Here is a 23555-nt window from a genome sequence, read left to right on the forward strand (position 1 = left end):
GACGGGAGTCGGCCCGCGCGATCGTGCTGGAGTGCGACGGCGCAGGCACGCTGAGAAGGGTCCGCCACCGGGCCGCATGGTCCGGCCGACTCCCAACGCTCCTCCGGCTACGGGTACCTGTCGACGACCGGCGTCCCGCTTCCGTCCGGGCCCGGAGCTCTCAGGAGCCCCGGGAGAACTACGTGTACTCGGAGAGGTCGACCGCCTGGGCAGTCCCGGGCCAGGGCCCGGAGGTCAGCAGCTCCAAGCCGGCAGCGGTCAGCTCTGCGGCCGACTTGGCCGTGCCCAGAGCGACGAGACCGGAGGAGAGCAGTCCGGAACGGCCCTCATATCGAGCGGGTCTGCGCCCCAGCGCGCAGCTGCGCCCGACTGTAGAGCTGTCGGTTGCAGGACCCGGGCAATCATGTCCAAGATGCACTGGAAAGGGTGACAGCGACCTCGTCCTGCCCAGCGGTGAGGGCTGCAGTCCGTCAGGTGGCGATTTTGCGGTGCCGGCCGGTCCCCGGCCCCAGCGGGTTGAACCCGGGCACCGGCACCGCAACGGCCGCGTCGAGCGCGGAGACGGCGCGGCAACCGGCGGCGTAGTCGTCGGCGACGGAGACGGGCCGCCAGCTGTGCCCGTCCCACTCCTCGACGATCCGGGGGGCCTGCGGATCGACGTGCGAGCCCCGGCTCGGGCCCGCCTGCAGACTGACGATGCGGCGCTCACCGGCCGGCCGGCGCTTCGCCTCCCGGCGCGCGTACCAGGCGCTCAACGGCTCCTCGTCGTCTGGCATCCCTGCTCCCAACGTTGCTCGCTTCACCCGGACCGAAGCCACGGACCCTACCCAAGACCCACAGCAGTCGGCCATCGAGCACCTGTTCCCCCGGTCAGTCCACGGACGCCAACACTGGTGCCACGGAGCCCTGTTCGCCCGACGCGCTGTCGGAAAGCGCCACCGGTCGGGCCGGGTACCGTGGAGCTCACATCTCGTCAGATTCCGGGAGCCGGTGTGCCAATCCTTGTCGGTTCGCGGGGCAGCGACCTCGCCCGTACTCAGGTCCGCCAGTACCTGGAACTGCTCGCCCCGCTCTGCCCCAGCGTCGCGTTCAAACGCCGAGTGATCACGGAGGCGGGCGACCGCGACCGCGTGTCACTTCTTGCCGATGTCGCCAGCCGCAGCGCGGGAGGCGCGTTCTCCAGCCGCTTGGAGGCGGCCCTGGCCGCTGGCGAGATCGACGTCGCGGTCCACTCCCTGAAGGACCTGCCGACCAGCATGCCGGACGGCCTGGTGCTGCTGGCCCCGCCAGGGCGCGAAGCGGTGGAAGACGCCCTGTGCGGATCAACGCTGGCCCAGTTGCCGGACGGTGCCCGGGTCGGCACCGGAGCCCCCCGCCGGGCCGCGCTGCTGCGGGCGGTGCGGCCGGACTTGGACCTGGTGCCGATCCGGGGCAACGTCCCCGGGCGACTGGCGGCGCTGAAGGGCCGCAACCGGGTGAACGCCGTGGTCCTCGCGGTCGCGGGCCTGCGACGGTTGGGCCTGGAGGCGCACATCACCGAGGCGCTGCCGCTGGACCGCTTCCCCGCCTCACCCGGCCAGGGCGCCCTGGGCATCCAGATCCGCAGCGGTGAGAAGGAGTTGCAGGCGCTGCTGGAACGGGCAGCCGACCGTGCGGTCCACGCGGCGGTGCGGGCCGAGCGGAGCATGCTCGCCGAACTCCACGGCGGATGCAGCGTTCCGGTGGGCGCCTACGTGACCGAGGAGCCGGGAGGCCGGCTGCGCCTCACCGGGCAGGTCGTGTCCCTCGACGGAACCGTCCGGCTCACCGCGGCCTCCACCGGCCCGAGCGACGATCCGGAGAAGCTCGGCGCGGCGGTCGCACACGAGCTCCTCGACCAGGGAGCGCGGGACATCCTCGCGGCGATCTGCCCGGCGGCAGCCGACGCACGGTAGGCCGCTGAGGGGCAGGCCACCGCCGCGCTGACCGACCTGGGCAAGCAGCTCGGCTGACCGGGCCAGTCCCGCGCCGCAACCCGCCCCGCCCCCGTCGTTTCACTACGCTGGCTGGGCGGACCATCCACGAAGATTCGGGGAGACGATGACCCCCAGCACCGACCGCATCCACCAGCTGCTGGAAGGCGGTGTCCGCGACAAGGCATACCCCGGTGCAGTCTGGGCCTTCGGCGACGCCGCCGGCACCTTGGCCAGTGGCGCCGTCGGCTCTGCGGACCCAGACCGGCCCGAGCAGCCGATGCGGCCGGACACCGTCTTCGACGTCGCCTCCCTCACTAAGATCCTCGCCGTGTGGTCGTGCATCGGCGCCCTGTGGACCGACGGCGCCCTGCCCCTGGACGAACCCCTCGCCGGTATCTGGGCCGAGGTCGACGGTCACCCCTTGGGCCAGGTCACCGCCCGCAACCTGCTCACCCACACCGCGGGCGTCCCCCTGCGGGCCCAGCTGAAGAACCTCTACGGCACCGACCCGGCCGCCATCCGCGCCGGCGTGCTCCACGAGGCCCTGCACCGGCCGCCCGGCGAGGCCGTCGAGTACACCGACCGCGCCGCCCTCATCCTCGGCTACCTCGCCGAACACCTCTCCGGCCAACCCCTGGACCAGCTCGCCCAGACCCGGACCTGGACACCGCTGGACATGACCGGCACACGCTTCGGGCCGCTGCCCGCCGACCTCACCGCCCGGTGCGCCCCCACCGAACTCGACCAGGACACCGGAGCCCACCTCCAGGGCACCGCCCACGACTTCTCCGCCCGCCTCCTGGACGGTGTGTGCGGCATCGCCGGCGTCTTCTCCGTCCTGGACGACCTCACCGTCTTCCTGCGCTACCTCCTCGACCCGGCCACGGCCGCCCGCCGCCCCGGCTTCGGCCCCGAGTGGACCGAGGAGTCCCTGACCGTGCAGACCGGCTCCCTGGAGCCCGTCCGCGGCCTGTTCTGGCACCCGGCCCCCGGCACCGACCCCGCCGAACAGACCTGGGTGCACTACGGCTTCACCGGCACCGGCATGTGGATCTCCCCCAAGCTGGGGACCTGGGCCGTGCTGCTGACCAACAAGCTGTACTTCACTCGCGACCGCGAGCCGCTCATCAGCATCCGCAACAGCTTCCGCCAACTCGCCATCGGCTGACCACACACGGGTCGGCCGCACGGAGTGGGCCGGACATGGCTTAGCCCCGGCGACATGGCCATCAAGACCAGCGGTCCACCGGGGTTTTCCATCCGATGCTCTCCGCCCGGCACCGCGGTCAGCCCGTCTTGTCCTGGTCGCCGTGCTGGCGTCCGTGGAACAGCATCGAGGTTCCGCCTTCGGGGAGATACTCGACGATCTGCCCTTCACCAGGGAGAACCTGGAGGCTGACCGGTCGGCGGCAGTGCGTACCGTTGCCCCATGATGTTGCCGCTGGAAGAGGACTCCAGGCCGCCCTACCTCCAGGCGGCCGAGGTGCTGCGCTCTGCGATCACGAGTGGGGAGTACGCCCCGGGAAGCCGGCTGCCGTCGGCACGGGTGCTTCAAGCGCGGTTCGGCGTTGCCAGCTCCACCGTGCAGAACGCGCTGCGGGTGCTCAAGCGGGAGAACCTGGTCTACTCCGTGATCGGGCGCGGAAGTTTTGTCTGCGGACTGCGTCTGGATCCGCTGCCGGCGGCTGAGGAAAGCCGAGTCGGCGGGGCGGCCGAACTGCCCTCTGACATGCACCGTCAGGCCGATCCGCGGGCCCCGTACGTTCGCGTGGCCGACGTCCTCCGGCAGGAGATCCGGTCCGGTGCACTCGTGCCGGGCGATCAGCTCCCCGCTGCGCGGGAACTCCAGGAGCAGTTCAAGATCGCTAACTCGACCGCGCAGAACGCGATTCGCGTACTCAAGCGGGAGGGCCTGGTCTACGCGGTCAAGGGGAAGGGCGTCTTCGTCCGCCAGACGCCCCCGGCGGTGGAGTCCGGCGTAGTGGGGGAAGCGCCACGGCGGGCCAACGCGCATGAGGATGTGGTGCTGCCCGACCAGGTGCCGACCGACGACGAGGCAGTCGCTGCTCTGGTCGCCGCCGAGCAGCGGCTCGCCCGCGCAGCCCGCGCCTACACAGCGGCCAGGTCCGAGGTGGAGCTGCTTACCCGCGAGGCGCGCCGCCGCGGGCTAGTGCCCCCGTCCGCCGCCGATGGGTCGGAGCAGGCGGGCGCGGCGACGGCGTCGCCCAGCGCCCGGTGACCGGCACCGAGCCTGCGCCGACCGGTGGCGCCCAGCCAGGTCGAGCGCCTCGCCGTGCATCGCACCTTCCGTGCCTCGTACGGACCAGTGTTCCAAGCCCTGCTGACAGTCCAGGCCGGGGAGAGCCCGCCTTGGCCGCGGTCAGTCGGAGCCGGTGTCAGTGTGTTCGGCCGTGGTCCGCTGCTGGCGCGGCATCGTGGTGACGAACACCGCGAGAGCGGCGAGCGCGATCAGAATGACCAGCACGGTCGACGCAGTGCCGTGGGGACGGATGAGCCATGCCGCGATCAAGGCGACGGCGGCGCTGGGCAGACCGAAGACGAGCGCCCAGCGACGCCACCTCGCCGACCGCGCAAGGTCCAGGGCGGGGGAGGTGGTCTCGGACGGGTCGGGCACAGCTATCTCCTGTCGGACGGGCGGCACCTTGAACCTACGGTGCGGGGCGGTCGCGGCGGAATCACTCGAAAGCGTGACGTCGGCAGAGCGACAGTAGCGGTCTCGCCCTCCTGCTCCGTAGGTTTCGAGGCTGGTGCATCGCCTACGCTGGTCGGTCGCCGGGGGGAACCGGCAAGAGCGGGAAGAGGAAGAGGGGGCGCGGCCGTGGGGGAGACGGACATCGACTGGGGGCGGGCTGCCTGCCGGGGTGTGGATCCGGATGAACTGTTCGCCGATGGGGCCGCGCAGAACAGGGCCAAGAGCGTCTGCGTCGGATGTGCTATTCGCACCGAATGCCTGGCGGACGCGCTCGACCGGCGGGTCGAGTTCGGTATCTGGGGTGGCATGACCGAGCGGGAGCGGCGCGCCCTGCTCAAGCGCCGGCCAACGGTGACTTCGTGGCGGAGCCTGCTTGACGCCGCGCGCGCCGATCACGCTCATCGGGTCGGGACGGAAGCGCTATCCCAAGCGGGTTGACCCCGGCCACCGACGTGCGGCCTGGGGCACCGGAGTGCCTTCATCACGCCGCCCCGCCCGCGACCGGTCGGCCGCCAGGGGTTCCTGGCCGGTGGCGTCGCGCGGCCGGGCTGCCCAAGCGGCCGCGCGAACTCGGTGCTCCTCATGACCCTGCTCTGAGGTGGCAACTCATCAGCTCCCATCCGCTCGTACTCGGGTCCATGCCGGAGCGACCGGGGGACCGGGCCGGGGCTGGCATCCTCATTTCATGGACTCCGTCGACGTTGCTCTGGCTCGCGTCTGGCCCGCCGTTCTGCGCGCTGACCGCGTCATCCTGCGCCCGGTCACGCACGAGGACGCCTCCCTCGTCCGTGAAGCGCTGACCGACGCCCGTGTCCGTGCCTTCCTGGGCGGCCCGGCCAGTGAGGGCCGTGTGGCGGCCCGGCAGCGCGAGTATCCGCAGACGCCCGGCGTGTGGGCGGTTGTTCCCGCCACCGGCACCGAGGGGATTGGCCTGGTCACCATCACCTCGGACAACCGCTGCCCCGGCCGGGCCGAGATTGCCTATCAGATGCTGCCTTCGGCCTGGGGGCAGGGGTTCGGTCGAGAGGCGGTCGGGACCGCGATCAGCTGGTGGACCGCCGCCGCACCGGCCGGCGGACCGCTGGTGGCCATCACCCAGGAGCGCAACACAGCCTCGCGGCGGCTGCTGGAGTCACTGGGCCTGGTGCTGGTCGACACGCTCTTCGAGTACGGCCAGCCGCAGTGTCTCTACACCCCTGCCGACACCGAGGAAACCGTCCTGCGCTGGTCCCGCCTGCTCGACGAGCGCCGGGAGGAGGCGGAGCGCCGGCGGGGCGCGCAGGAGCGGGCCACCGCGGCGGGCAGCACGCTGCCGCAGGATCTGTCCGCCCTCGCCTTCGAGGACCTGGCCCGGCGGTGCCCCGCCCGCCACGGCGCCCACGGCCGTATCTGCGCCCATGTGAAGGACCACGTCCCGGACCTCCACCTCGGCCGCGCCGCCGACGGCGCGTGGATCGCCTGGTCGGGCAGCGACGAGGAGTAGCCCTACTGCTCCGGACGGCCGAGCCAAGGGCCTGCACCGGTCGCAGGGCTTCTCAGAACTCGTCGTTGCGCATCGGTACGAGCTCGGCGACCTCGAACAGGTCCGTCTCGGGATTCAACTCCCAGAAGCGCCTGATGACTTGGGCGTGCGCCTGGTCCGCGAACAGCCGCTGCGCGAGATCGTCGTCGGTAAGCGACTGCATGGCCATGTGGGCGGCGGCGTGGAGGGCGTCCTGCTCGCTGGGGTAGGACCAAGTGCTCAGCGTGCGTCGCCGTTCACTGCGATGGAGCAGGACCCACGGGCCGCCCGGCTCGCTGGTGGGAGCGTCGAGCAGTGCCCGGCAGGTGCGGCACCAGTCGGCGTTGGCGGCCACCCGCTGCTCCGGGCGGATGTAGCTCAACGGCCGCTGCCTCCGCCGCGGCGCGGCAGCCGGCCGGGCAGTGAGCGGCTTCGGCGCGCTGGTGAGCAGCGCGGGGACCAGGAACGCGGTCCGGCTCCGCTCCTTCTTGAAGGGGTGGTGCGGAGGTCGCCACAGGACCGGCGGCCATGCCTGGTCCAGCGAGCGGTGTTGGACGTAGATGGCGGGGTGACTGCCGTCCGCCAGGCTGCCGTTGTACGGGATCTGCTCCTCACCGGGCGGCAGTGGCATCAGCCAGCCCTTGGAGTCCTTGAGCCAGGGCTGACCGCACCCGTCGCACCAGTGGACCGCCGCCGCCTGCTCGGCCGCGCTCTCGTACCAGTTCGTCTCCTCGCGGCCCAGACCACCACGCGTCATCGCGCCGGGCTCGGGACACGGGCACGCCTGGAACCGGAACAACTGCACGTCAGGCTGCTGATCCCGGGACGCGTCCAACCACCCCGGGTGAATTCCGAGCGCCTCGGCCAAAGCCCTGCGCTCGGCTCCACCGGGGCGGGAGCGGTCCGCCGCCCAGTGCCCGAGCTGGTGTGCGCCGACGCCGATCGTGCGGCCGAGGCCGGCACCACTCTGCGCGCTCGCGTCCTGCAGCAGCCGCAGCCGGCGCGCCAGCGGCGACAACTCCAGCAGAGTCCACACCGGATGCCGGTCGCGGTCGACGTAGTCCCAGTCGTCGTCGAAGAAGTCGTGGTGGTCGTTGTACGCGCTCGCGTGGTCGTGCAGGACTTCAGCCAGCCACCGGCGCACCGCGGCATCGTCGGTCCACTGCGCGGCGGTCGCCTCCCGCACCGCAGCCTCGGTGTTCTCCGACAGCACCAGTTCCTCGTGTGCGGGGAACAGCTGCTGCTCGATCACCAGCAGGACCCGGGCGGCGATGATCTGCCGCGCCGGTTCGGCGGCGGCCCCGCTCAGCACACCGGAAAGCACGTCGGCCGCCCGCACCACGGGCCGCTCCTGCTCCTTGCCCCAGCTGCCCACCGGTTTGCTCCCCTCCACCCGTTACCGCTGTCCTGTACACCGCCATGATTCCGGTGCCCCGACCGGGGCGGGGCCGATCCGGCCGAATTCACCCCGACTGGGCAGATCCATGCTCAATCGGTCACGCCGACGGTGTATATGGCCGGCACCGCGAGCATCCGGTACGCGGATCCACCTGCGCCAACCCGCGGTAGGCACCCGAGACGAACCAGGCCACGCCTACGCTGGGCCGATGACCTCCTCCCAGATCATCCTTCCCGTGTACCAGGACGCTGAAAGCGACCACCCGGCTGTCGAGCAGTGGTGCTCCACCGTCCTGTCCGGCGACAGCGCCCGCCTGCTGCTCCTGGGAGCACACTGGTCCGGGAAGTCCCACACCGCCTACGCCGCGCTGCGCCGCCTCCTCGCGGCCGGGTTCAGCAGCGAGAACATCACGGTCCACACGTCCTTCGACCTGGGCCGGACCTACACGCCCTCCGTGATCGAGAACACCACCCCCGTCACGGTGTTCGACGACCTCACCCTCACCGTCGACCTCGCCCGCGAGTCCACGATGCCGAGGCTGCTGGACCCACCCGAGATCCAGGCGCAGATGGCCCTGGAAGCGGGGGCACTGGCCGACGCGGTCGCGCGACTGACCGTCATGCCCCGCCGCTCCTGGATTCTGGTCGCCACCACGATCGAGCGGCTCGTCGAGACGGTCGGCCGGGAGACGGCCGATCGCATCCTCGCTGTCGCGGAGCAGGCCGAGCTGCCCCCGCGTCCCCGACCCAGCCAGGCGTGGTGAGCAGCTAGGGTCGGGAGATCAGCGAGGGGACGGGGGCACAGGTGGGGGAGCGGCAGCCGTTCAAACTGCAGCAGGCCCGGGACAAGAACGGCGTTGTGGTGTCCGCCCGGCAGATCGGCGAGAAGCCCGAGCCGTTCACCCGCCCGCTGCGCTGCGCGTACTGCGAGCACGAGGTCACCGCCCAGCCCGAGCAGCCCCGCATCTCCACCAAGGGCAAGCCCTTCACCCGCGGCGCGCACTTCGCCCTGGCCAAGGAGAAGGAGAAGGGCCGCACCGCGGAGCATCTGCCGGGCTGCCCGCTGCGCACCGACCACACCGTGCACGCCATCGCCCGCCGATCGCACGGGTTGGCCGAGCTGCGGGCTGGCGGCCTCCAACTGCGCCTGGTCCTCGCCGCCACCACCGACACTAAGACGCCGCTCCTGCCGCCGCCCGGAGCACCGCTCCTCGCCCCTGCGGCCGATCCGGTCAACCTCAGGATCCACTCCGTCGACCCGGTACTTCCGCCGGCCGTCACCAGCGCTGCCCGGATCGCTCAGCTGCTGGCCATGTACGGCGACGATCCCGAGAACGTTGAGCACTTCACCGTCAAGCACCCGGGCCTGCGCACCCCGGTGGCCTGGAGCGACTTCTGCTTCGGGCCCGAGCCCGACCACCTGGCCCGCCTCTACGAGCGTTTGGTCGCTGGCTCGATCCGCCACCCCGTAGCCGTCCTCGGCGAGGTCACCCAGGTCAAGACCACCGACAGCGCCACCTCCTGCAAGATCGTGGCCCGCGTGCCCACCGGCCTGCCAGGTCCCCTCGCCCATGCCGAGGTCTATCTGCGCGCCGACTCCCATCGCCGCCCGCTCCTCGAACCCCTTGCCGAAGGCACCCGCGTGCTGGCCCTCGCCGCGCCCGACGTCGCGTGGAAGCTGTGGAAGCCGAACTCAAGCCGGATCGGTCACCAGGTGGTGCTCTGGCCCCAGGCCCACTGGCAGATCGCCTACTGGGACGTCGACGACGCCGGGCTGCCCACTCCACCGCGTTCACCCAACCCGCTGAACGACCCGATCCGGCCGCGGACCCGCACTCGCCCGGCCCCCACCCGTCCGGTGCCGCCCCGCCGAGCCGCCACGCCCCAGCGACCCGCGACGGCTGCCTTCAAGGCCGTGCCGCACCCGTCCGGCAGGGTGGAGGCACCTGCACCCCTGCCGGCCACCTCCGTCGCGGATGTAGCCCAGCCCGCTGTTCCCGCCACCGATGCCGGTCGGGCGCCCTCACCCACGCCGTCTTCGCCCGCACCGGTGGAGCAGCCGATCGTCGCTCCCGCATCCGTGCCGCCACTGGTCGACTCGCAGCGCAGGCCGGGCTTCTTCGCGCGCTGGCGCCGCCGCTGAAGTCTGGCCCGCGCCGCACACCCGGCTTCCTGGGGCAGATCGCCGAGGTGTACGGGGAGATGTGCGACGGGCGGGCATCGGGCCGGGCGTGTGCTCGGACCGGTCGGCTGCGTCGCCTCTCCTGCCCAGGTGGGCGGCTGCTCGGGGTCCTCGGCCGGTGTCGGTGCCCGCGTGCATAGTTGTCCCAGGCCGACGGTGGCCCGGAACAGAGAGCGAGCAGGCGCATGACCATCCCGATGCGTTCCCGTGAGCGCGTGGCTGCGGTGGTGGACCCGGGGCTTCCCGCGTCGGTCGCTTCGACCATTCACCGCCTCGCCCGTCAGCATCCCGAAGTGCTCCGGAACCCGGAGGGGACGCTGCCCAGGTGGGCCGGTATGGATCTTGCTGAGCTGGCTCGCGGAGCCAGGATTCAAGCGATCGTCGTTGCCGCCATGGTCGTCGTGGTTCCGCTCCTGGTGTGGATGCAGCGCGAGGTGCAGCGGGAACTCGACGGCACCGTGCCGTCCGACATGATGGTGATCATCATGGTGGTGATTATCGGCGCTGCGTTGGCTATCAACTTGCTGCGGGAGTGGAACGGGGCACGCACACCCGGCGGGCGGAAGGCCGTCGCCCGGGAACTGGCCGAGGCCCGGGGCCGGTACCTGCTGCGCGGCAGCGATCTGACCGACGAAGCCTGGGCGGCCGTCGTGCGGGCGCAGCAGGCGATGAACTTGGTGCTGGCCTCGACGTGGCTGGTGTCACCGGTGGGGACAGTGGACAGGGACGCCTTCGCCCAGGCGATCTGGACGATGGCCCGGACGATGGCGGAGGACCGGAGCGCGGCGGTCGGAGAGACCTTCGCCGCCGCGATCGAGGTGTACGGCCAGCTGATCGACGAGGCCAACAAGATCAACCTGGCCGAGCTTGAGGCCCGCACCCGCCCGCCGGCCGGCACCCGGTCCCCGGCCCTGGCCAAGGCCGTGGAGCGGGCCGACAGCGCAGGTTCCCGCGCACTGGCGCTGTCCCGGCTCTGACCGCCACCGGCTTGATCGCTCCGGACCGCCGTCCGGCACGCCCGAGGCGAGCGCCTCTCCCCGCTTGCGGGCGCGCGTCCTCCCGTCGCCAGCACCGACCTCGCCCGTCCCGGCCGCCCGGTCGGGCCTGCGGGCGGGGTCGCGCGAGTTTCCCGAACCTCCCCGGTGAGGGTCTTCCGCAGTGCACGATGTGATCGTGACGAACGGTGACGTGAAAACCCCCGAAGTGCCGCTCAGCAGAGATGCAGCGCTGGCTGCCCTCGACGAGGCTGCTCAGTGGTGGGGCTGCGAGGTGCCGGACGATCCCGGGACCAGCGAACTCGCCGCTCTCCTTGACGAGCTGGTCGAGTGCCTGCGCGCCGACCGGAGAGACGAGCGGCTACGCAGAGCCGCAGTGGACCTGGCGGAGGTCGCCGAAGCGCTGGGGGCCGCGTCCCGGCTCGGCGGCCTGCTGCCCGTCATCTCGCTGTGGCACCTGCGTACTGCCGTGGAGAAGGAAGCGCAGGCCCGCCGCCACCTCGGGCGGGCAGCCACTACCCAGCCGGACGGGCAGCCGGTGTCCGCGGCGGTGTCCTGAGCGCCGACGGCCCGGTGCACTCCGTCGGCGCTCAGACCGGCGTGCTCCCTGCGTCAGTCCTCATCCCCGATGTCGGCAGGCAGAGCCTGCCGGTGATCGTCGCTCCAGGACACCCTGTTCCACCGGCTTGTGTGCAGCGGGATTCCGCGTCGTGCGTGCCCCGGCGCCTTGTCGCACTGCACCCAGCTCTCGGTCTCCGCATCGACGTTGTAGAACATCGCCGAGCACACGCCGTCCATGTGCTCAGGGGTGGGGCCGTAGAGCCCGAGCTGCCCGAGCATGCCCGTCAGCGAGCCTCTCCGCTACATCGTCGTCAAGCTGCGTGGAGGCCATGATCAGCTCCACGAGCCGCGCGTACGTCCCTGGGGGCGTGATCGTCGACAGGGCGGTCTTCAACGGGATCATCAAGTCCTCCAACACCGGATCGAGTGGCACCTTCACTTCTCGGTCCCGGCAGGGCCCTTGATCGGCAATAAAATTCAGCAGCACCTGAGTGATGTGCGTCACGTTGTCCGGGCGGGCTGCCGAGACTGTTGGCGCCGGACTTCCGGGGAACCGTCGATCGGGCGTTGTCAGGCTCGGTCGGACCCGGGCGGGGCTACCGTTCGGCCGCGCGGACGACGCGGAGAGCCGCTCGTGCGTAGTCGGCCGGGGCGGCATCGGGCCGGTGGACCTCGGCCATGGCGGCCAGCAGCGCCAGGTACTGCGGGTCGGCATCGGCCGCGTCCTCGACCAACTCGAACGCGGCGGAGCGCAGTCGGGTGAGGCTCGCATGGGTCTTCTTGCCTGCCGGCCCGCCGAGGTCGTGCTCCACCAGGAGGTCGGCGCGGGTATCCCCGACCGTGAGGACGCGCAGCCGCCGGTCGCGGGACCTCATGTCGGGGGCGAGGTCTCGGTAGAGCTGGCCTTTCGTGACGCTGGTAGCCATGAGTCTTCTCTCTTCTCTCTGCTTTCGGGACTGCTGCCCTCCGGGCAGCACCATAGGGTCTTGGGCGTACGCGGGAACTTGCGGGGCGGCCTGCGTCCGCGCCCGCTGGCCTGCACCAGTCGGCTTGGGGCGCCTGCGGTCGCAGTGCTGATACTCCGGCTGGTCCTCGTGGTGCTCAGCGGCGGACGGGGCGCCGGGTGCGGGACGGCGTGGCGGCGGAGGCCGGCCGGGTGGCCGTGGTGCGGGCGGTCCGGGGCGCCGCCCGGCCGGTGCGGTTCACGGTGGCGTACCTCTTCGACGCCCTGATCTGCGAGACCTTGTCTCGCTCGTCGGCGGCCTGGACGACGGGGAGGCGGCCGGGCTCGCGGAGGGCATAGAGGGCGCGCACGTAGGCGCGGGTCCGGGCCTCCCAGGCGCGTCCCAGGATGTGGCCGATCCAGGCGGCGGCGACCATGGGGCTGACGGTGTCGGCGATGAGCTGGGTCTTGTTGCGGATGCCTTCGCCGCGGCCGACATGGATCCAGGGGAAGTCGGCGCGGAAGCCGACGGCGCGGCCCAGGTCGGCGTGGCTGTGGGTGAGGCCGTCGGCCTCGCGCTTCCACCCGTACGCGGTGCCGGTCACCGTCGTGCCCGGCTCGTCGGCGGTGAACGTCCCGCCGCCCTTGGGCCGGCCGGTCAGGGGGTTGATGCCGCGTACGCCGCGGGTGTTGACCTTGTGCCCCTTCTCCCAGCCCATGCACGCGGCCCAGGTAGTGATCGGGACCGGCTTGCTGGGCCGGTAGCTGGTGAACGGTCGGGTGTAGCGCATGCACACCATGAAGCTGCGGTTCTTCTTCGAGGCGGCCCCGTAGTCGGCGGCTTCGACCAGGCTGAACTTCGCGTACTCCCAGCCCGCTTCGTAGAACTCCGAGGTGATCGCCTCGACCACGTACTCGGCGGCCTTGGACTTCAGGAGGTTCGAGGACTGCTCCATGGCCACCCAGCGGATGTTGTTGTGCTTGGCCTGTAGTGCCAGCGGCCAGATCACGGCTTCGGCCATGAGCCCGGTGCGCGCGTCCTTCAGCGCGGCCAGCGGGGCACGGACCTCGTCCCAGGTGGCTCCGGTGGGCGGGGCGTAGCCCTCCATACCGTCGCCGGCGTCGTCGACGATGATGAACCCGGCCGCGACCCCGGCCTGGCTGATCACTTCCTCGACGAGCCCCATGGCTTCCTCGGCAAGCCCGGCCAGCTTCCCGCCGGGCGAAAGGGTCTGGCACGGAGGGGAGAGGATCACCGCGACCACGTAGCGCAGTGCCGGGTTCGCCGGGTCCAGGTCCGTGACCGAGGCACAGATCCGCCGGAACCCGGCGGCCTGCGCCGTGGCGCACGCGGCTTCGGAGAGGTCCACTCCGACCATGTCGACGGGCTCGCCGAGCACGTGGACGATGCCCTCGCACCAACCGCCGGGGCCGGCGAAGAGGTTGACGACCCGGATCGGCGCGCCCGGCTTCGGCGCGTAGAGCCATTCCACCGGCCACGGCCCGGCGAGCTCCGCGCGCTCCTGGTCGCTCAGCGACGCGATGTAGGCATCGCGTTCCGCGTCGTCGAGCAGGTCGACGTCGTCCACCGGTAGGCCGAGGGCCGCGCGCACCTTCGCCACCGTCACCCGGGCTGCCTGGAGGACCCAGTACGCCATGTGCGCTCGGGCCCAGATGTCGGTGCTCTCCTCCTCCAGCCCGCCGCGGTACTCCCAGCCCTCATCCTCCACCGACTCGGGCAGCCGCCACCGGCGCGCCTGGTCGATGGCCTCGTACGCGGCGGTGATCTCGTCGGAGTGCGCGTCGGCCAGGGCCAACCGAGCGGCGCGCCTCGCGGCGGCGCGCTCCTGCAGCCGCTCCGCCTCCGCGAGGGGGCACGGCGGGGCCACCGCCGCGCCGCCCTCGTTGTCCATAGCCGCGGGGCCGCCGGGGTCGCTGATCGTGTCAGGCACCGGTCGGGCGCCGGGGTCGCTGATCGTGTCAGGCACCGGTCGGGCGCCGGGGTCGCTGATCGTGTCAGGCACCGGTCGGGCGCCGGGGGAGGGGACGTTCATCGTGTGCCTCTGTGCTTTCGGCCGGCCGGGGGCCGGGCGGCGGGAACGGCCCCGCTTCCGGGGCGGCCGGGTCACGGCCCGACAGTCAAGTCAATATGCAAAGTCAGAGCGTTAAGCAACCGTGTTCGGATGGGTGTGGCCCGGGGCTTCGTCCCGCAGCATCCACTCCACCTGCTGCTCCCCGAAGGCCCCGACCAGTGCGGCGATCTGGGCTTCCAGGCCGCGGTTGTTGATCGCGCTCGCCCGCTCGTCGGCGTCGTCGTGCACGGCGTCGAAGGCGTCGAGGCCACCTGGCCCAGGATGGGCGCCGTTGTTGTAGGCACTCGACGCGCCGCAGTGCACCATCTCGTACACGAGCTCGTCGACGTCCGTCTCCGTCAGCCCCAGCTCGTGGGCAAGGCGGACCAGCTCGGCGACGCCCTGCACTTCCTGGTCGGGGCGCGGTGGAGTGCCGGGCTCGGAGCGGTCGGCGTGCTGGCGCGGGGTGGTCATGCGAGCCCTCCAGGGGCGAGGTGTTCCGCCGGCATCGGCGAAGCGGTGAACTGAACGGGCTGGGCTGTGCTCGACGGCGTGACCGAGGCCGCCGTGACCGGGTCGGCCGGTCGGGGGCGGCCTCGGACGCGCGGGTGCTGCTACAGCCGGGACAGCTGGGCGTAGTTGTGCTCCCTGTCGGTCCAGGCCAGCGCCTGGACGCGGTGGGCGACCGTCCGGCCGACCCACGAGCCGGCCGGACCGGGATGGGACCGCTCGCCGGTGAGCCAGGCGTCCAGATCCCCGGCCAGGTCCCAGAGCCCGCCGGACGAATCCTCGGCGAACCACTGCGAGGTCCCGCCGCAGCCGAAGCCGTCGCGGTACTCCCAGACGCACACCAGGCGCAGCCCGGTGGTCGCGCCCAGGACGGCGAAGGCGGTGTCCACCTGCTCCTCGGTGTACCCGTCGCGGAACCGGCCCGTCATCCGGCCGTCGGCGATGACCGGGGCGAGTGCCTCGTCGGCGTAGTGGGCCGGTGCCGGGCGGCCGTCCGAGGCCGCCAGACCGGCGGACGGCTGCGGCGGCCTGGCCGGGTCTGTCGGCACGCCCAGAACGGCGAGCCGTTCTCGCAGCGTGGCGAGCTGTTCGGTGAGCTGCCGGGTGAGCCGTTGGCCGTCGGCGGAGACAGGGATACCGGTGGCCATGGCCTCCTCGTAGGACGAGGCGAGAGTGTTGCTCAGGTCGGCGGCGGCGCGGTGGGCCTGCCACACGTTGGGATCGGACATCAGGACAGCCTTCGTCGAGTCGTTGGGACAGGGCGGTGATGCGGCCCTGGCGCGGTACCGGGGCCGCCGGCGTACGAGACGGCGCTCTCAGGCGTCGTCGCCGGGGTCCTCGGGGATGGTGAGGTCGAACCCGAGGGAGCGGAGGCGCCACTTGATGGCCTCCACGATGTCGCCGCCCTCAAGGTCGGGGTCGGTCATCGCGGCCAGGACGGCGACCATGCCCGCCCTCACGTCGGGCCCCGGTGCCGTGCTGCCTGTCGACCGGCCGAACTCCCCGGCCAGCACGGCCATGACCGTGCCGAGCATCTCGACACGCTCATCGGTGTGCCGGTCGGCGGCCTCGTCGTGATCGTCGTAGTCGTTGCCGAGCAGCGCCCCGTCGGGCCCCTTGAACGGGGCGAGTTCGGCCTGGTGGCGGGCGAGCATGGAGGCATGGGCGGTGATCAGACTGTGCACTACGCCGCGGGACGAGCCCTCGGCCGTGCCCGGCGTCTGCGCCAGGTTGAGGCCGCGCAGCATCGCCGCGCACTGCAGCCAGCCGGCCAGGTCCTGGACCCGGTCGATGACGGGCCGGTCCCACTCGTCGAAGGGCAGGGCGGTCGCGGCGGTGAGTTCACCGAGGGCCGCGGCGACGGTGGCCGAGTCGGCGTCGCCGGGGAAGCTGGTCAGGGCTGCGCTGGTCATGGGGTTCCTCAAGGTGGGCGGGCGCGCCGGTCCGGCGCGGGGATGCTGTCGGGCGGTCCGGTCAGTTGGCGGGGGCGCCTGGGAAGCGGAGGTAGGGGTCCAGGACGACCTCCCCGCGTTCCAGGAAGGCGCGGAAGTCGTGGCTGCTGGTGGCCAGGCCGCCGAGCCCTTGGCCGCGCAGAGCGTCGGTGCCCACCGCGTAGTGGGGGCGGACGACGATCTCTCCGACGATCAGCTGGTGGACGCGCCGACTGCCGTACCGCAGAGGGTGGGCGTCGCCGGTGCCGGAGATGCGGCTGGAGCCGACGAAGGTGACCAGCCCGGGCCCGGAGTCCTGGACGTACATCCAGGACGGGACGTGGCGGGCGTGGGGGTCGAGCATGAGGCCGGCCAGGGCGGCGTCGGAGGGGCGGTGCGAGTTCATCGGGCAGTTCCTCGGGATTCGGGGCCGTGCCGGCGCCGCGCGGGCAGCGCCGGCACGTGCGGGGCTACTGGTCGGCGCCGGTCACGTGCAGCCCCGAGACGCTGGGCAGCCGCGACAGGATTGTGTAGAACTCCGCCGGCCGGTATCGGGCCTTGCGCTCCTTCTTGCCGAGCCGAAGCGCCAGGTGCACCTCCACGTCGGCGATGTCGTGGTCCCGGGTGGCGATGTATCCGGTGTCCAGGCACGAGAACGTCACCGACTCGACGCTCGTCATCAGTTCGCCGAGGGCGACCCGGTCGCCCTTGCGGGGCAGCGGCAGTCTGCCGGTCTCCCACGTGAAGCCCGCCTCGTAGTCGACCTCACCGTCGCTGATGCCCAGGCTGAAGCTGACCTCCGCACGCATGGCTGTTCTCCGTCTCCGTCGTTGTGGTGGCCGCGGCGCTGCGCCGCGCGGCCGGGTGGTCGTGCTCCTGGCGGGACTCGAACCCGCGCCGAGTAGACGAGCTTGGAAAACGCGCTTCCCTGCCGGGGGTTCGGGGGTGTCAGCCCCTCGTTGAGGTTCCCCAACCCTGGGGCTTTTGGCTGGCCAGGGCCCGGTCCCGGTGCATCCGCAACCGTCTCGTCATGACGCCGTTCCGTTTTACGGCCGCTCTTCCGCTGAGCTACAGGAGCGGGATCGGGCTGTGTGCCCTCCCCATGGCAACTACATTACACAGATTCGCAGAGTTAAGCAATCTTTGGGTGGGTGGCCCTCTCGGTCGTCAGCGGGGCTCGCCGCCGGCCCCCGCGTCGGGCTCCGCCGTCCCGGCTCGCCGCTGGTCGTTCCGGGCGGCCGGAGCGCCCTCGTACGGGTGCCAGGACGCTGCCGCCCGGTGGGGCAGGTGGGTCGCGACGATGCTCGGCCAGTCCGTCTGGTCGTGCTCCTTCGGGGTGGTCGGGTGCGAGATCCAGTTGGTCGCCCCGGTCTCGTCGCTCAGCAGCGCCTCGACCAGGCACTCCCGGCACAGGCCGATCTCGGGCGTCCAGTCCCGAAAGGTCGCGGAAGTCTGGGGATGCAGTACCGCGTGGCGCTGGGTGGCCTCCATGACCAGGCGTGGCCAGTCGACGGCGCGCGCCACCCGCTCCAGGATGGCCGCCATGGCGTCCTCGACCGCCCAGACGTCCTCGGCGGGCATGGTGGTGTAGCTGCGGGTGCGCTCGTCCCAGCGGTGATTCCCCAGCACGTCCTGCCGGAGGGTCTTGATCACGGCGAGTCGGTTGGGCATGGCTCTCTCCTGAGGTGGGGTGTGGGTCGGGTGAGGGGTGCCGCCCTGCGGCCGGCCGGGCCGATGTGCCCGGCCAGCGCGGGCTGCGGGTACTTCACAGATGCCAGTGCGGTGACCGGGTCCGTGTGGGGTATAGCAGTGGCCGGTGCTGGTGCTCGGCGATCGCCCGCTCGGCGCGCCGGTGCGTGGGCTCTTCGAGGTTGCGAGGGTCGCCGAAGGCGTCGCCGCAGGACACCGTCACGCTGTTGCCCAGGCGCCAAAGCCGCGAGTTGACCGCGCAGCAGGCGGAGTTGATGGTGTCGATGTCGTTCAGCCACCAGTGGTAGCGGCCCGGGTCGCGGCCCTGGAAGCGCAGTGCCGCGGCGGCGGCCCGGACCATGGTGCCGGTGCCGGCGCACGGTTCGAGCAAGAGAGCGCCGGGTGCGGGGAGATCAGTCAGCAGGATCTCGCCGGCAAGGTCCGAGGCGATCGACGGGGTGAAGAATTCGCCGGTGGCCTGCTTCTCGCCGTGGCCGCGCATTCGTTGGACCAGGAGGCCGAGCAGGTCCTCGGACTCGCAGCGGGCGAGGTCGCTGCAGTACTCCAGCAGGCCGGCCCGCACGAGGATGCGTGCGTAGTCGGCCAAGCCGCGGATGTCGCTCTCGTTCGGATCGGCGAGCCATGCGTGCAGCGGTCCGGCGGCGTTGGCGAGGGCGGGGTCGGACGCCCACAGGCTGTTCCAGCTGGCCCGCAGGGCGTCGGCCAGTTCCCCGTCGTCCAGGGGGATCAGCAGCGGGCCGTAGTCCGGTCCGTCCGCGCGGCTGGGGGAGCACAGGGCCAGCCCGGCCATCGTGCCCACCGCGACGGCCACCTCGCCCGTGCCGCCCCGGTTCTCCAGCCACCACCCGTGGGCGGCGTCGACGATGGACCGGCCGTGCTCGCGGCCGTCCTCGGGGACCATGAAGCGCCGGAAGCCGGCCGGAGGGATGCCGTACAGGGTCATGTCGTACTCCAGGAAAGGGGGCAGAAGGCAGGCCGGGGGCGGGGCGGTGGGGACGCCCGCCTAACCTCGTGCGAAGTCGAAGCCTTAAGGAATCTGATGGGCGTCAGGGAGGGCCCAGGGCTGAGCGGCCCAGAGTGCCTGGATCTCGGCCTGAACCGCTTTCAGGTCCGCGTCGATCTCCTCCAGCGGCCGGGGCGGCTTGTAGACGTAGAAGTGCCGGGTGAAGGGGATCTCGTAGCCGGTCTGCGTCCTGGCGTGGTCGATCCAGGCGTCGGGGACGAACGGCAGCACCTCCCGCCGCAGGTACTCCTCCGGGTCCTGGCCGAGCGGGACGTTCTCGAAGTCCCTCAGCGCCGGGTCCGGCAGCGGCCCGCCCGGCGAGCCCTGCATCTCGCCCTCGGGATCGGCCACGCCCCACGCCTCCCGCAGCGCCCGGACGAACACGGCACTCGACGGACGCAGCAGGCCAGCCGCGGCCACCGCAGCGGTGAGCGCGTCGAGGGCATCCGCCGCCGTCGCCCACACCGAACCGGCCAGCGGGCGCAGCGCCTCGGCGAACGCGGCCGCGTCGGTTGTCCGCTGGACCGGCTTCGCCGACGCCAACTGCGCGATCGACGCCTCGGTCGCTTCGAAGCGCAGCCGCAGCGGACGCTCGACCGTGATCCGCCGGTAGCCGAAGTCCTCGTTGCGGAAGACCTTCACCTTCCCGTCCCCCGCGCCGGCGGCACCGCCGGGAGCGTGCGCCAGCGGGACCGGCGGAGCCCCGGCGTACAGGCGGGTCAGCGCCGCGATGTGCTCCTCGCCGAGCTCCCTGCGCTTGTCGCCCAGCGCCCTGCGCATCTTGCGCCAGTGGTCCCGGGCGTCCAGCAGGACGACACCGCCCTTCCGGTCCGCGGCCTTGCGGTTGGTCAGCACCCACACGTAGGTGGAGATGCCGGTGTTGTAGAAGAGCTGGTCGGGCAGCGCGACGATGCCCTCCAGCAGGTCGTTCTCCAGGATCCACTGCCGGATGCGGGACTCCCCGGACCCGGCCTGGCCCGAGAACAGCGGCGAGCCGTTGAAGAGAATCGCGATCCGGCTGCCGCCACTCCCCGATGCGTCGACCGGCTTCATCTTGGCGATCATGTGCTGGAGGAAGAGCAGCGCGCCGTCGTTGACCCGGGGCAGCCCGGCGCCGAACCGGCCGCGCTCGCCCAGCTCCCGGTGCTCACGCTCGACGGCGTCCTGGGCCTTGCGCCAGTCGACGCCGAACGGCGGGTTGGCCAGCAAGTAGTCGAACGTCGCGCCCGCATGGCCGTCCTGCGTCAGGGAGTTGCCCAGCACGATGGCCTCCGGGGTCTGGCCCCTGACCATCATGTCGGAACGGCAGATCGCCCAGGACTCGGGGTTCAGTTCCTGCCCGAACACCTCGACGGGGCGGCCGGGGTCGAGACGCAGCAGCTGTTCCTGCGCGGCGCTGAGCATGCCGCCGGTGCCGCACGCCGGGTCCAGGACCGTCCGGGGCGCTCCCGGCGTGCCCGGTGCCTGCCTGTCGGCCGGAGCGAGGAGGTTCACCATCAGCCGGACGACCTCCGGCGGTGTGAAGTGCTCCCCGGCCGTGTCGTGGGACTGCTCGGCGAACCGCCGGATCAGCTCCTCGAAGAGGTAGCCCATCTGGTGGTTCGACACGACCTCACGAGGCCCCGCGCCCTCGCCCGGTGCCGCGCGCCCGGCGGCCTCCTCGGCCGGCCGGAGGTCCAGCTCGGCGAAACGCCCCACGACATGGTGCAGCAGTCCCGCCGCGGCCAGTCGTTCCACCTGCGGGCCGAAGCCGTACCGCTCCAGCACCTCTCGCGCCCCGGGCGAGAACGCGCCGCAGTACGCGAGCAGCTGCTCGGCGCAGTCCGCGCCCGCGCCCGCGCCCGCGATGGTGCGCAGCGTGAGCGGGCTGGTGTTGTAGAACCCGGCCCGTGTGATCGCTCTCAACCCGCCGTCCGGCGTGCCCTCGGCGACCGCGGACAGGACGGCGTCCTTGGTCGGCTCCAGGGCACACTCCAGGCGGCGCAGCACCAGCAAGGGCAGGATCACCCGGCCGTACTCCGACTGCTTGAAGTCGCCGCGCAGGAGCTCGCTCACCGCCCAGACCCGCGATGACAACTCGGCGTGCTTGCTGCTGTTCAACGGACACCTCTCCAACTGGGACGACACGGCCGGGCAGGGCCCTGCGCGGCCGGCAGGAACGAAGGGGACATCGGGACAGGTCCGGCGGGTGCGGGGCACGCCCCGCACCCGGCTGACCGGCGGGACCTCACGCGCACGACCGCCCGCACTCCTCGGGATCGTGGTAGCCGTCCGCGTACTCGCCGACCTTGTCGCGTACCGCCTGCGGCACCTCGGGCCCGAGCGTCGTCACCGAGCTCCACCACTCGTGGCCGGCCCCGCCGCGCCCCGGGTCGATGGTGTGCACGACGGCGCGGGCGGGGGCGCCGTCCATGTAGACGTGGACCTCGGTGCCGTCGTCGGGGGCGCGATCCACCACCACGTCGATCCGGGGGCCGACGGGAGGCCCGGCGGTCTCCGTCCGCGTCGGCGGCTGGGCTGCTGCCCTGCTCCACGCTCCGAAGATCTCGTCGCGGCCGTGGGGGCCCAGGGACTCGAGGAGCACCGCGTCGAGTGCGCCCAGGTCGACCGTCGCCCACCCCGCGGGCAGGCCCTTGTCCAGGTCGTCGGCGCGGCCGTGGAGGAAGCCCAGGACGGAGGACTTGGTCACCCGCGGGTCGTCGGCGGTCAGTTCCAGACGGCGTTCCATCTCGGCGGCCGCGTCACGCAGTGCGGCGGAGCCCGTGACGGCGGACCGGTGGAGGGGGCTTGCGGGCATGGGGTCGTGCGTCATGGAAAGTCCGATCTCGGTGCGAGCCGGGGGCAGCCCGGCGGGAGGAGGGGGCCCGGGGCGGGGCAGGCTGAGCTGTGCAGCGGTCAGGTGTTGAACGCGGCTTCGTCCGCTTCGTCCCGCCAGCGGCGCGACTCGATACGGCGGGCGATCCGTCGTTCGGCCTGCTTGGCCCGGCCACGGGCGAAGGTGAAGTAGAAACAGGTGCATCCTTGGCGGGCCCGGACGCACCCGCCCCGGTGCCCCGGGCGGGTGGCGGGGAGCAGCATGCGCATGAGGGCTCCGTGCGGGGTTGTAACGATGGTGCAAGACGGCGGGACGCCGGACCGGCTCATGACCGGCCCGGGCATGGCCGACTACCCGCGAGCGGCCTCGGCCCGGGCGTCTTCGGCGGTGTAGCCGCAGTCGCATCCCGCGCGGCAGTACGAGCCGGCCGGGGCGAGGCAGCCCTCACAGGGTTCGTCGAAGTCCTGGGGCAGGAACGGTCGGCGCTTCGTGGAATCTTGGGCGGGCTGAGGCATGGACATGGCTGCTCCGAGGTTCGGGCTGACCCGGGTACGCGGGGCAGTGCGGGGGCGGTGGAGGCTCCGAGGGCCGGTCACCTCTCGATGGGCCCCGAGATCGTGATGGTGGTCGAGGCGTCGGTGGCCCCGTCGAGGGTCGTACTGGCCCAGCGCAGTGCGCTGACCTCGGTGATCGGGCCGAGTTCGCCTCCGTAGGGGTCTTCCCCGGTGATCAGGAGCTTGACGTCGACGTCTCCCGTGCTCTCCAGCAGCGCGGTGAGCCGGGCGATGAGGTCGCGGACCGTCAGCGGGTGCTCGGAGTGCGCCTGCGGGGTGTCCTCGTCGTCGTTGCGCCCTTCGAGCAGGACCGTGACGGGGCCGGTGCCGCGGTGACCACGATCCGCCTTCACGCCGACGACGGGACCCTCGGCACCCTCCCACTCGCCGGAGAGGAGCGAGCCGACTTCGACGTTCCCAACGCGCTGCTGCTGCTCCTCAAGTCGCTTGAGAAGTTCCGAAATTCGCATCGCTGTGCCCTTCATGACGAGGAGACCGACGGTGTAGTGGTCGGCGCGCTGAGCGGCTGATAGCGCAACCATATGTGAAGTCGCAGAGTTAAGCAATCTTCTAGAGGGAGAGCTGTGCCCCTGTTGAGAGAGTGCACGCCGCGTCGCCGGGGAACCGGCCCTCCCGGTCCGGCCAGACTGCCTGCCAGACGGGCGGGTTGCGGCGGTAGACGGTGCGAACCAGGACGAAGGGCAACGGACTGCCCGCCCGCCTTAGCCGCAGCGAGTAGCCGCCCCCGGTGGCACCCTTGATCTCCATGGCCGGAGCCGGGGGAGTCTGCTGCTCAAGCAGCCGCGCGGCCAGGGAGTCGAGTACGGCGCAGGACATCCCGTAGTCGAGCCCGCTGACCGCCAGTTCGTAGCCTCGGCGGACGTGTAGTCCCACCGTGTAGGCGAGCGAGGGTTCGCCGGCCTCGGGGTCGGCCGGGATGAACGGGATCGCGTACCCGTTCGCGTTGATGCGGGCCGCCAGTTGCTGCAGGTAGGCGGCCATCTGCTTGCGGGTGTCCGCGGGGATCGAGGGCACGGTCCATCCAATCGGGAGGGTCGGGCGTCGGGGCCTTGCGCCGGGCCGGCGAGGTGGGTTCGGATCCGGGCCGTCCCGCCTGCAAGGGATGCGGAGGTCGGCCGGGTGCCAAGACGCTATTGCAATTCATAGACTTAAGCAAATGTCCGCGATGTGGCCCATCCTCCCGGCTGCATGC

General features: G+C 71.8%; 28 protein-coding genes. 9 read left to right on the forward strand and 19 right to left on the reverse strand.

Annotated elements, in window-relative coordinates; translation table 11 throughout:
• Nucleotides 1–470: 470 nt before the first annotated feature.
• Nucleotides 471–776: a DUF6087 family protein gene (locus ACIBEC_RS19965; RefSeq protein ID WP_396288199.1), complete on the reverse strand. Its 306-nt coding sequence runs from the start codon at nt 774–776 to the stop codon at nt 471–473.
• Nucleotides 777–992: 216 nt separating this feature from the next.
• On the opposite strand from ACIBEC_RS19965, the gene hemC reads away from it, so the two are divergent.
• The 3 genes from hemC to ACIBEC_RS19980 all read left to right on the forward strand — a co-directional run bounded on the left by hemC (nt 993) and on the right by ACIBEC_RS19980 (nt 4194).
• Nucleotides 993–1934 carry a hydroxymethylbilane synthase gene (hemC, locus tag ACIBEC_RS19970; protein ID WP_396288200.1) on the forward strand — a complete coding sequence of 314 codons (942 nt, stop codon included), beginning with the start codon at nt 993–995 and terminating at the stop codon, nt 1932–1934.
• A gap of 145 nt (nt 1935–2079) precedes the next feature.
• A complete protein-coding gene (locus ACIBEC_RS19975) occupies nt 2080–3123 on the forward strand; it encodes a serine hydrolase domain-containing protein (protein ID WP_396288201.1) in 1044 nt (347 codons plus the stop codon).
• Nucleotides 3124–3384: 261 nt separating this feature from the next.
• A complete protein-coding gene (locus ACIBEC_RS19980) occupies nt 3385–4194 on the forward strand; it encodes a GntR family transcriptional regulator (protein WP_396288202.1) in 810 nt (269 codons plus the stop codon).
• A 141-nt stretch (nt 4195–4335) separates the two neighbouring features.
• Here ACIBEC_RS19980 and ACIBEC_RS19985 read toward each other — a convergent pair whose 3' ends face one another.
• A complete protein-coding gene (locus ACIBEC_RS19985; RefSeq protein ID WP_396288203.1) occupies nt 4336–4590 on the reverse strand; it encodes a hypothetical protein in 255 nt (84 codons plus the stop codon).
• A 204-nt stretch (nt 4591–4794) separates the two neighbouring features.
• Between ACIBEC_RS19985 and ACIBEC_RS19990 the strand changes: the two genes are divergently transcribed.
• Nucleotides 4795–5106 (forward strand): WhiB family transcriptional regulator, encoded by a 312-nt coding sequence (locus tag ACIBEC_RS19990; protein WP_396288204.1) that lies wholly within the window; start codon nt 4795–4797, stop codon nt 5104–5106.
• 247 nt (nt 5107–5353) lie between these two features.
• Nucleotides 5354–6151, forward strand: coding sequence for a GNAT family N-acetyltransferase (locus tag ACIBEC_RS19995; RefSeq protein WP_396288205.1), 798 nt, complete (start codon nt 5354–5356; stop codon nt 6149–6151).
• A 52-nt stretch (nt 6152–6203) separates the two neighbouring features.
• On the opposite strand, the gene ACIBEC_RS20000 is transcribed toward ACIBEC_RS19995, so the two are convergent.
• The gene (locus ACIBEC_RS20000; protein WP_396288206.1) at nt 6204–7544 is read right to left on the reverse strand and encodes an XRE family transcriptional regulator; all 1341 of its coding nucleotides are present in this window, start codon (nt 7542–7544) and stop codon (nt 6204–6206) included.
• 232 nt (nt 7545–7776) lie between these two features.
• Here ACIBEC_RS20000 and ACIBEC_RS20005 point away from each other — a divergent pair, with 232 nt between their 5' ends.
• The 4 genes from ACIBEC_RS20005 to ACIBEC_RS20020 all read left to right on the forward strand — a co-directional run bounded on the left by ACIBEC_RS20005 (nt 7777) and on the right by ACIBEC_RS20020 (nt 11303).
• Entirely contained in the window at nt 7777–8331 is a 555-nt protein-coding gene (locus ACIBEC_RS20005; RefSeq protein WP_396288207.1) for a hypothetical protein, read from the forward strand.
• 41 nt (nt 8332–8372) lie between these two features.
• The gene (locus tag ACIBEC_RS20010; protein WP_396288208.1) at nt 8373–9710 is read left to right on the forward strand and encodes a hypothetical protein; all 1338 of its coding nucleotides are present in this window, start codon (nt 8373–8375) and stop codon (nt 9708–9710) included.
• A gap of 224 nt (nt 9711–9934) precedes the next feature.
• On the forward strand, nt 9935–10726 hold the full coding sequence (locus ACIBEC_RS20015) for a hypothetical protein (protein WP_396288209.1): 792 nt from the start codon (nt 9935–9937) through the stop codon (nt 10724–10726).
• 196 nt (nt 10727–10922) lie between these two features.
• Nucleotides 10923–11303 (forward strand): hypothetical protein, encoded by a 381-nt coding sequence (locus ACIBEC_RS20020; RefSeq protein WP_396288210.1) that lies wholly within the window; start codon nt 10923–10925, stop codon nt 11301–11303.
• Nucleotides 11304–11356: 53 nt separating this feature from the next.
• On the opposite strand, the gene ACIBEC_RS20025 is transcribed toward ACIBEC_RS20020, so the two are convergent.
• From ACIBEC_RS20025 to ACIBEC_RS20100, 16 genes are all read right to left on the reverse strand, one after another.
• Entirely contained in the window at nt 11357–11584 is a 228-nt protein-coding gene (locus tag ACIBEC_RS20025) for a hypothetical protein (RefSeq protein WP_396288211.1), read from the reverse strand.
• Nucleotides 11585–11901: 317 nt separating this feature from the next.
• On the reverse strand, nt 11902–12231 hold the full coding sequence (locus tag ACIBEC_RS20030; protein ID WP_396288212.1) for a DUF6354 family protein: 330 nt from the start codon (nt 12229–12231) through the stop codon (nt 11902–11904).
• 175 nt (nt 12232–12406) lie between these two features.
• Nucleotides 12407–14200 (reverse strand): hypothetical protein, encoded by a 1794-nt coding sequence (locus ACIBEC_RS20035; protein ID WP_396288213.1) that lies wholly within the window; start codon nt 14198–14200, stop codon nt 12407–12409.
• 213 nt (nt 14201–14413) lie between these two features.
• Nucleotides 14414–14794 (reverse strand): hypothetical protein, encoded by a 381-nt coding sequence (locus ACIBEC_RS20040; RefSeq protein ID WP_396288214.1) that lies wholly within the window; start codon nt 14792–14794, stop codon nt 14414–14416.
• A gap of 140 nt (nt 14795–14934) precedes the next feature.
• Entirely contained in the window at nt 14935–15558 is a 624-nt protein-coding gene (locus ACIBEC_RS20045; protein WP_396288215.1) for a hypothetical protein, read from the reverse strand.
• Nucleotides 15559–15645: 87 nt separating this feature from the next.
• Complete coding sequence (locus ACIBEC_RS20050) at nt 15646–16242, reverse strand: hypothetical protein (protein ID WP_396288216.1); 597 nt, start codon at nt 16240–16242, stop codon at nt 15646–15648.
• 61 nt (nt 16243–16303) lie between these two features.
• A complete protein-coding gene (locus tag ACIBEC_RS20055; RefSeq protein ID WP_396288217.1) occupies nt 16304–16666 on the reverse strand; it encodes a hypothetical protein in 363 nt (120 codons plus the stop codon).
• 64 nt (nt 16667–16730) lie between these two features.
• The gene (locus ACIBEC_RS20060) at nt 16731–17069 is read right to left on the reverse strand and encodes a hypothetical protein (protein WP_396288218.1); all 339 of its coding nucleotides are present in this window, start codon (nt 17067–17069) and stop codon (nt 16731–16733) included.
• Between the two features lie 358 nt (nt 17070–17427).
• Entirely contained in the window at nt 17428–17931 is a 504-nt protein-coding gene (locus ACIBEC_RS20065; RefSeq protein WP_396288219.1) for a hypothetical protein, read from the reverse strand.
• Nucleotides 17932–18025: 94 nt separating this feature from the next.
• Entirely contained in the window at nt 18026–18913 is an 888-nt protein-coding gene (locus ACIBEC_RS20070) for a hypothetical protein (protein ID WP_396288220.1), read from the reverse strand.
• A gap of 84 nt (nt 18914–18997) precedes the next feature.
• On the reverse strand, nt 18998–21073 hold the full coding sequence (locus ACIBEC_RS20075; RefSeq protein ID WP_396288221.1) for an N-6 DNA methylase: 2076 nt from the start codon (nt 21071–21073) through the stop codon (nt 18998–19000).
• Nucleotides 21074–21200: 127 nt separating this feature from the next.
• Nucleotides 21201–21770: a hypothetical protein gene (locus ACIBEC_RS20080; protein WP_396288222.1), complete on the reverse strand. Its 570-nt coding sequence runs from the start codon at nt 21768–21770 to the stop codon at nt 21201–21203.
• 98 nt (nt 21771–21868) lie between these two features.
• Nucleotides 21869–22057: a hypothetical protein gene (locus ACIBEC_RS20085; RefSeq protein ID WP_396288223.1), complete on the reverse strand. Its 189-nt coding sequence runs from the start codon at nt 22055–22057 to the stop codon at nt 21869–21871.
• Nucleotides 22058–22138: 81 nt separating this feature from the next.
• Nucleotides 22139–22309, reverse strand: a complete 171-nt coding sequence (locus ACIBEC_RS20090; protein ID WP_396288224.1) for a hypothetical protein — start codon at nt 22307–22309, stop codon at nt 22139–22141.
• A gap of 71 nt (nt 22310–22380) precedes the next feature.
• Nucleotides 22381–22884 (reverse strand): hypothetical protein, encoded by a 504-nt coding sequence (locus ACIBEC_RS20095; protein WP_396288225.1) that lies wholly within the window; start codon nt 22882–22884, stop codon nt 22381–22383.
• Nucleotides 22885–22912: 28 nt separating this feature from the next.
• Nucleotides 22913–23377 (reverse strand): DUF4262 domain-containing protein, encoded by a 465-nt coding sequence (locus ACIBEC_RS20100; protein WP_396288226.1) that lies wholly within the window; start codon nt 23375–23377, stop codon nt 22913–22915.
• Nucleotides 23378–23555 lie beyond the last annotated feature (178 nt).

The sequence above is a fragment of the Kitasatospora sp. NPDC051164 genome, assembly GCF_044455625.1.
Taxonomy (GTDB): domain Bacteria; phylum Actinomycetota; class Actinomycetes; order Streptomycetales; family Streptomycetaceae; genus Kitasatospora.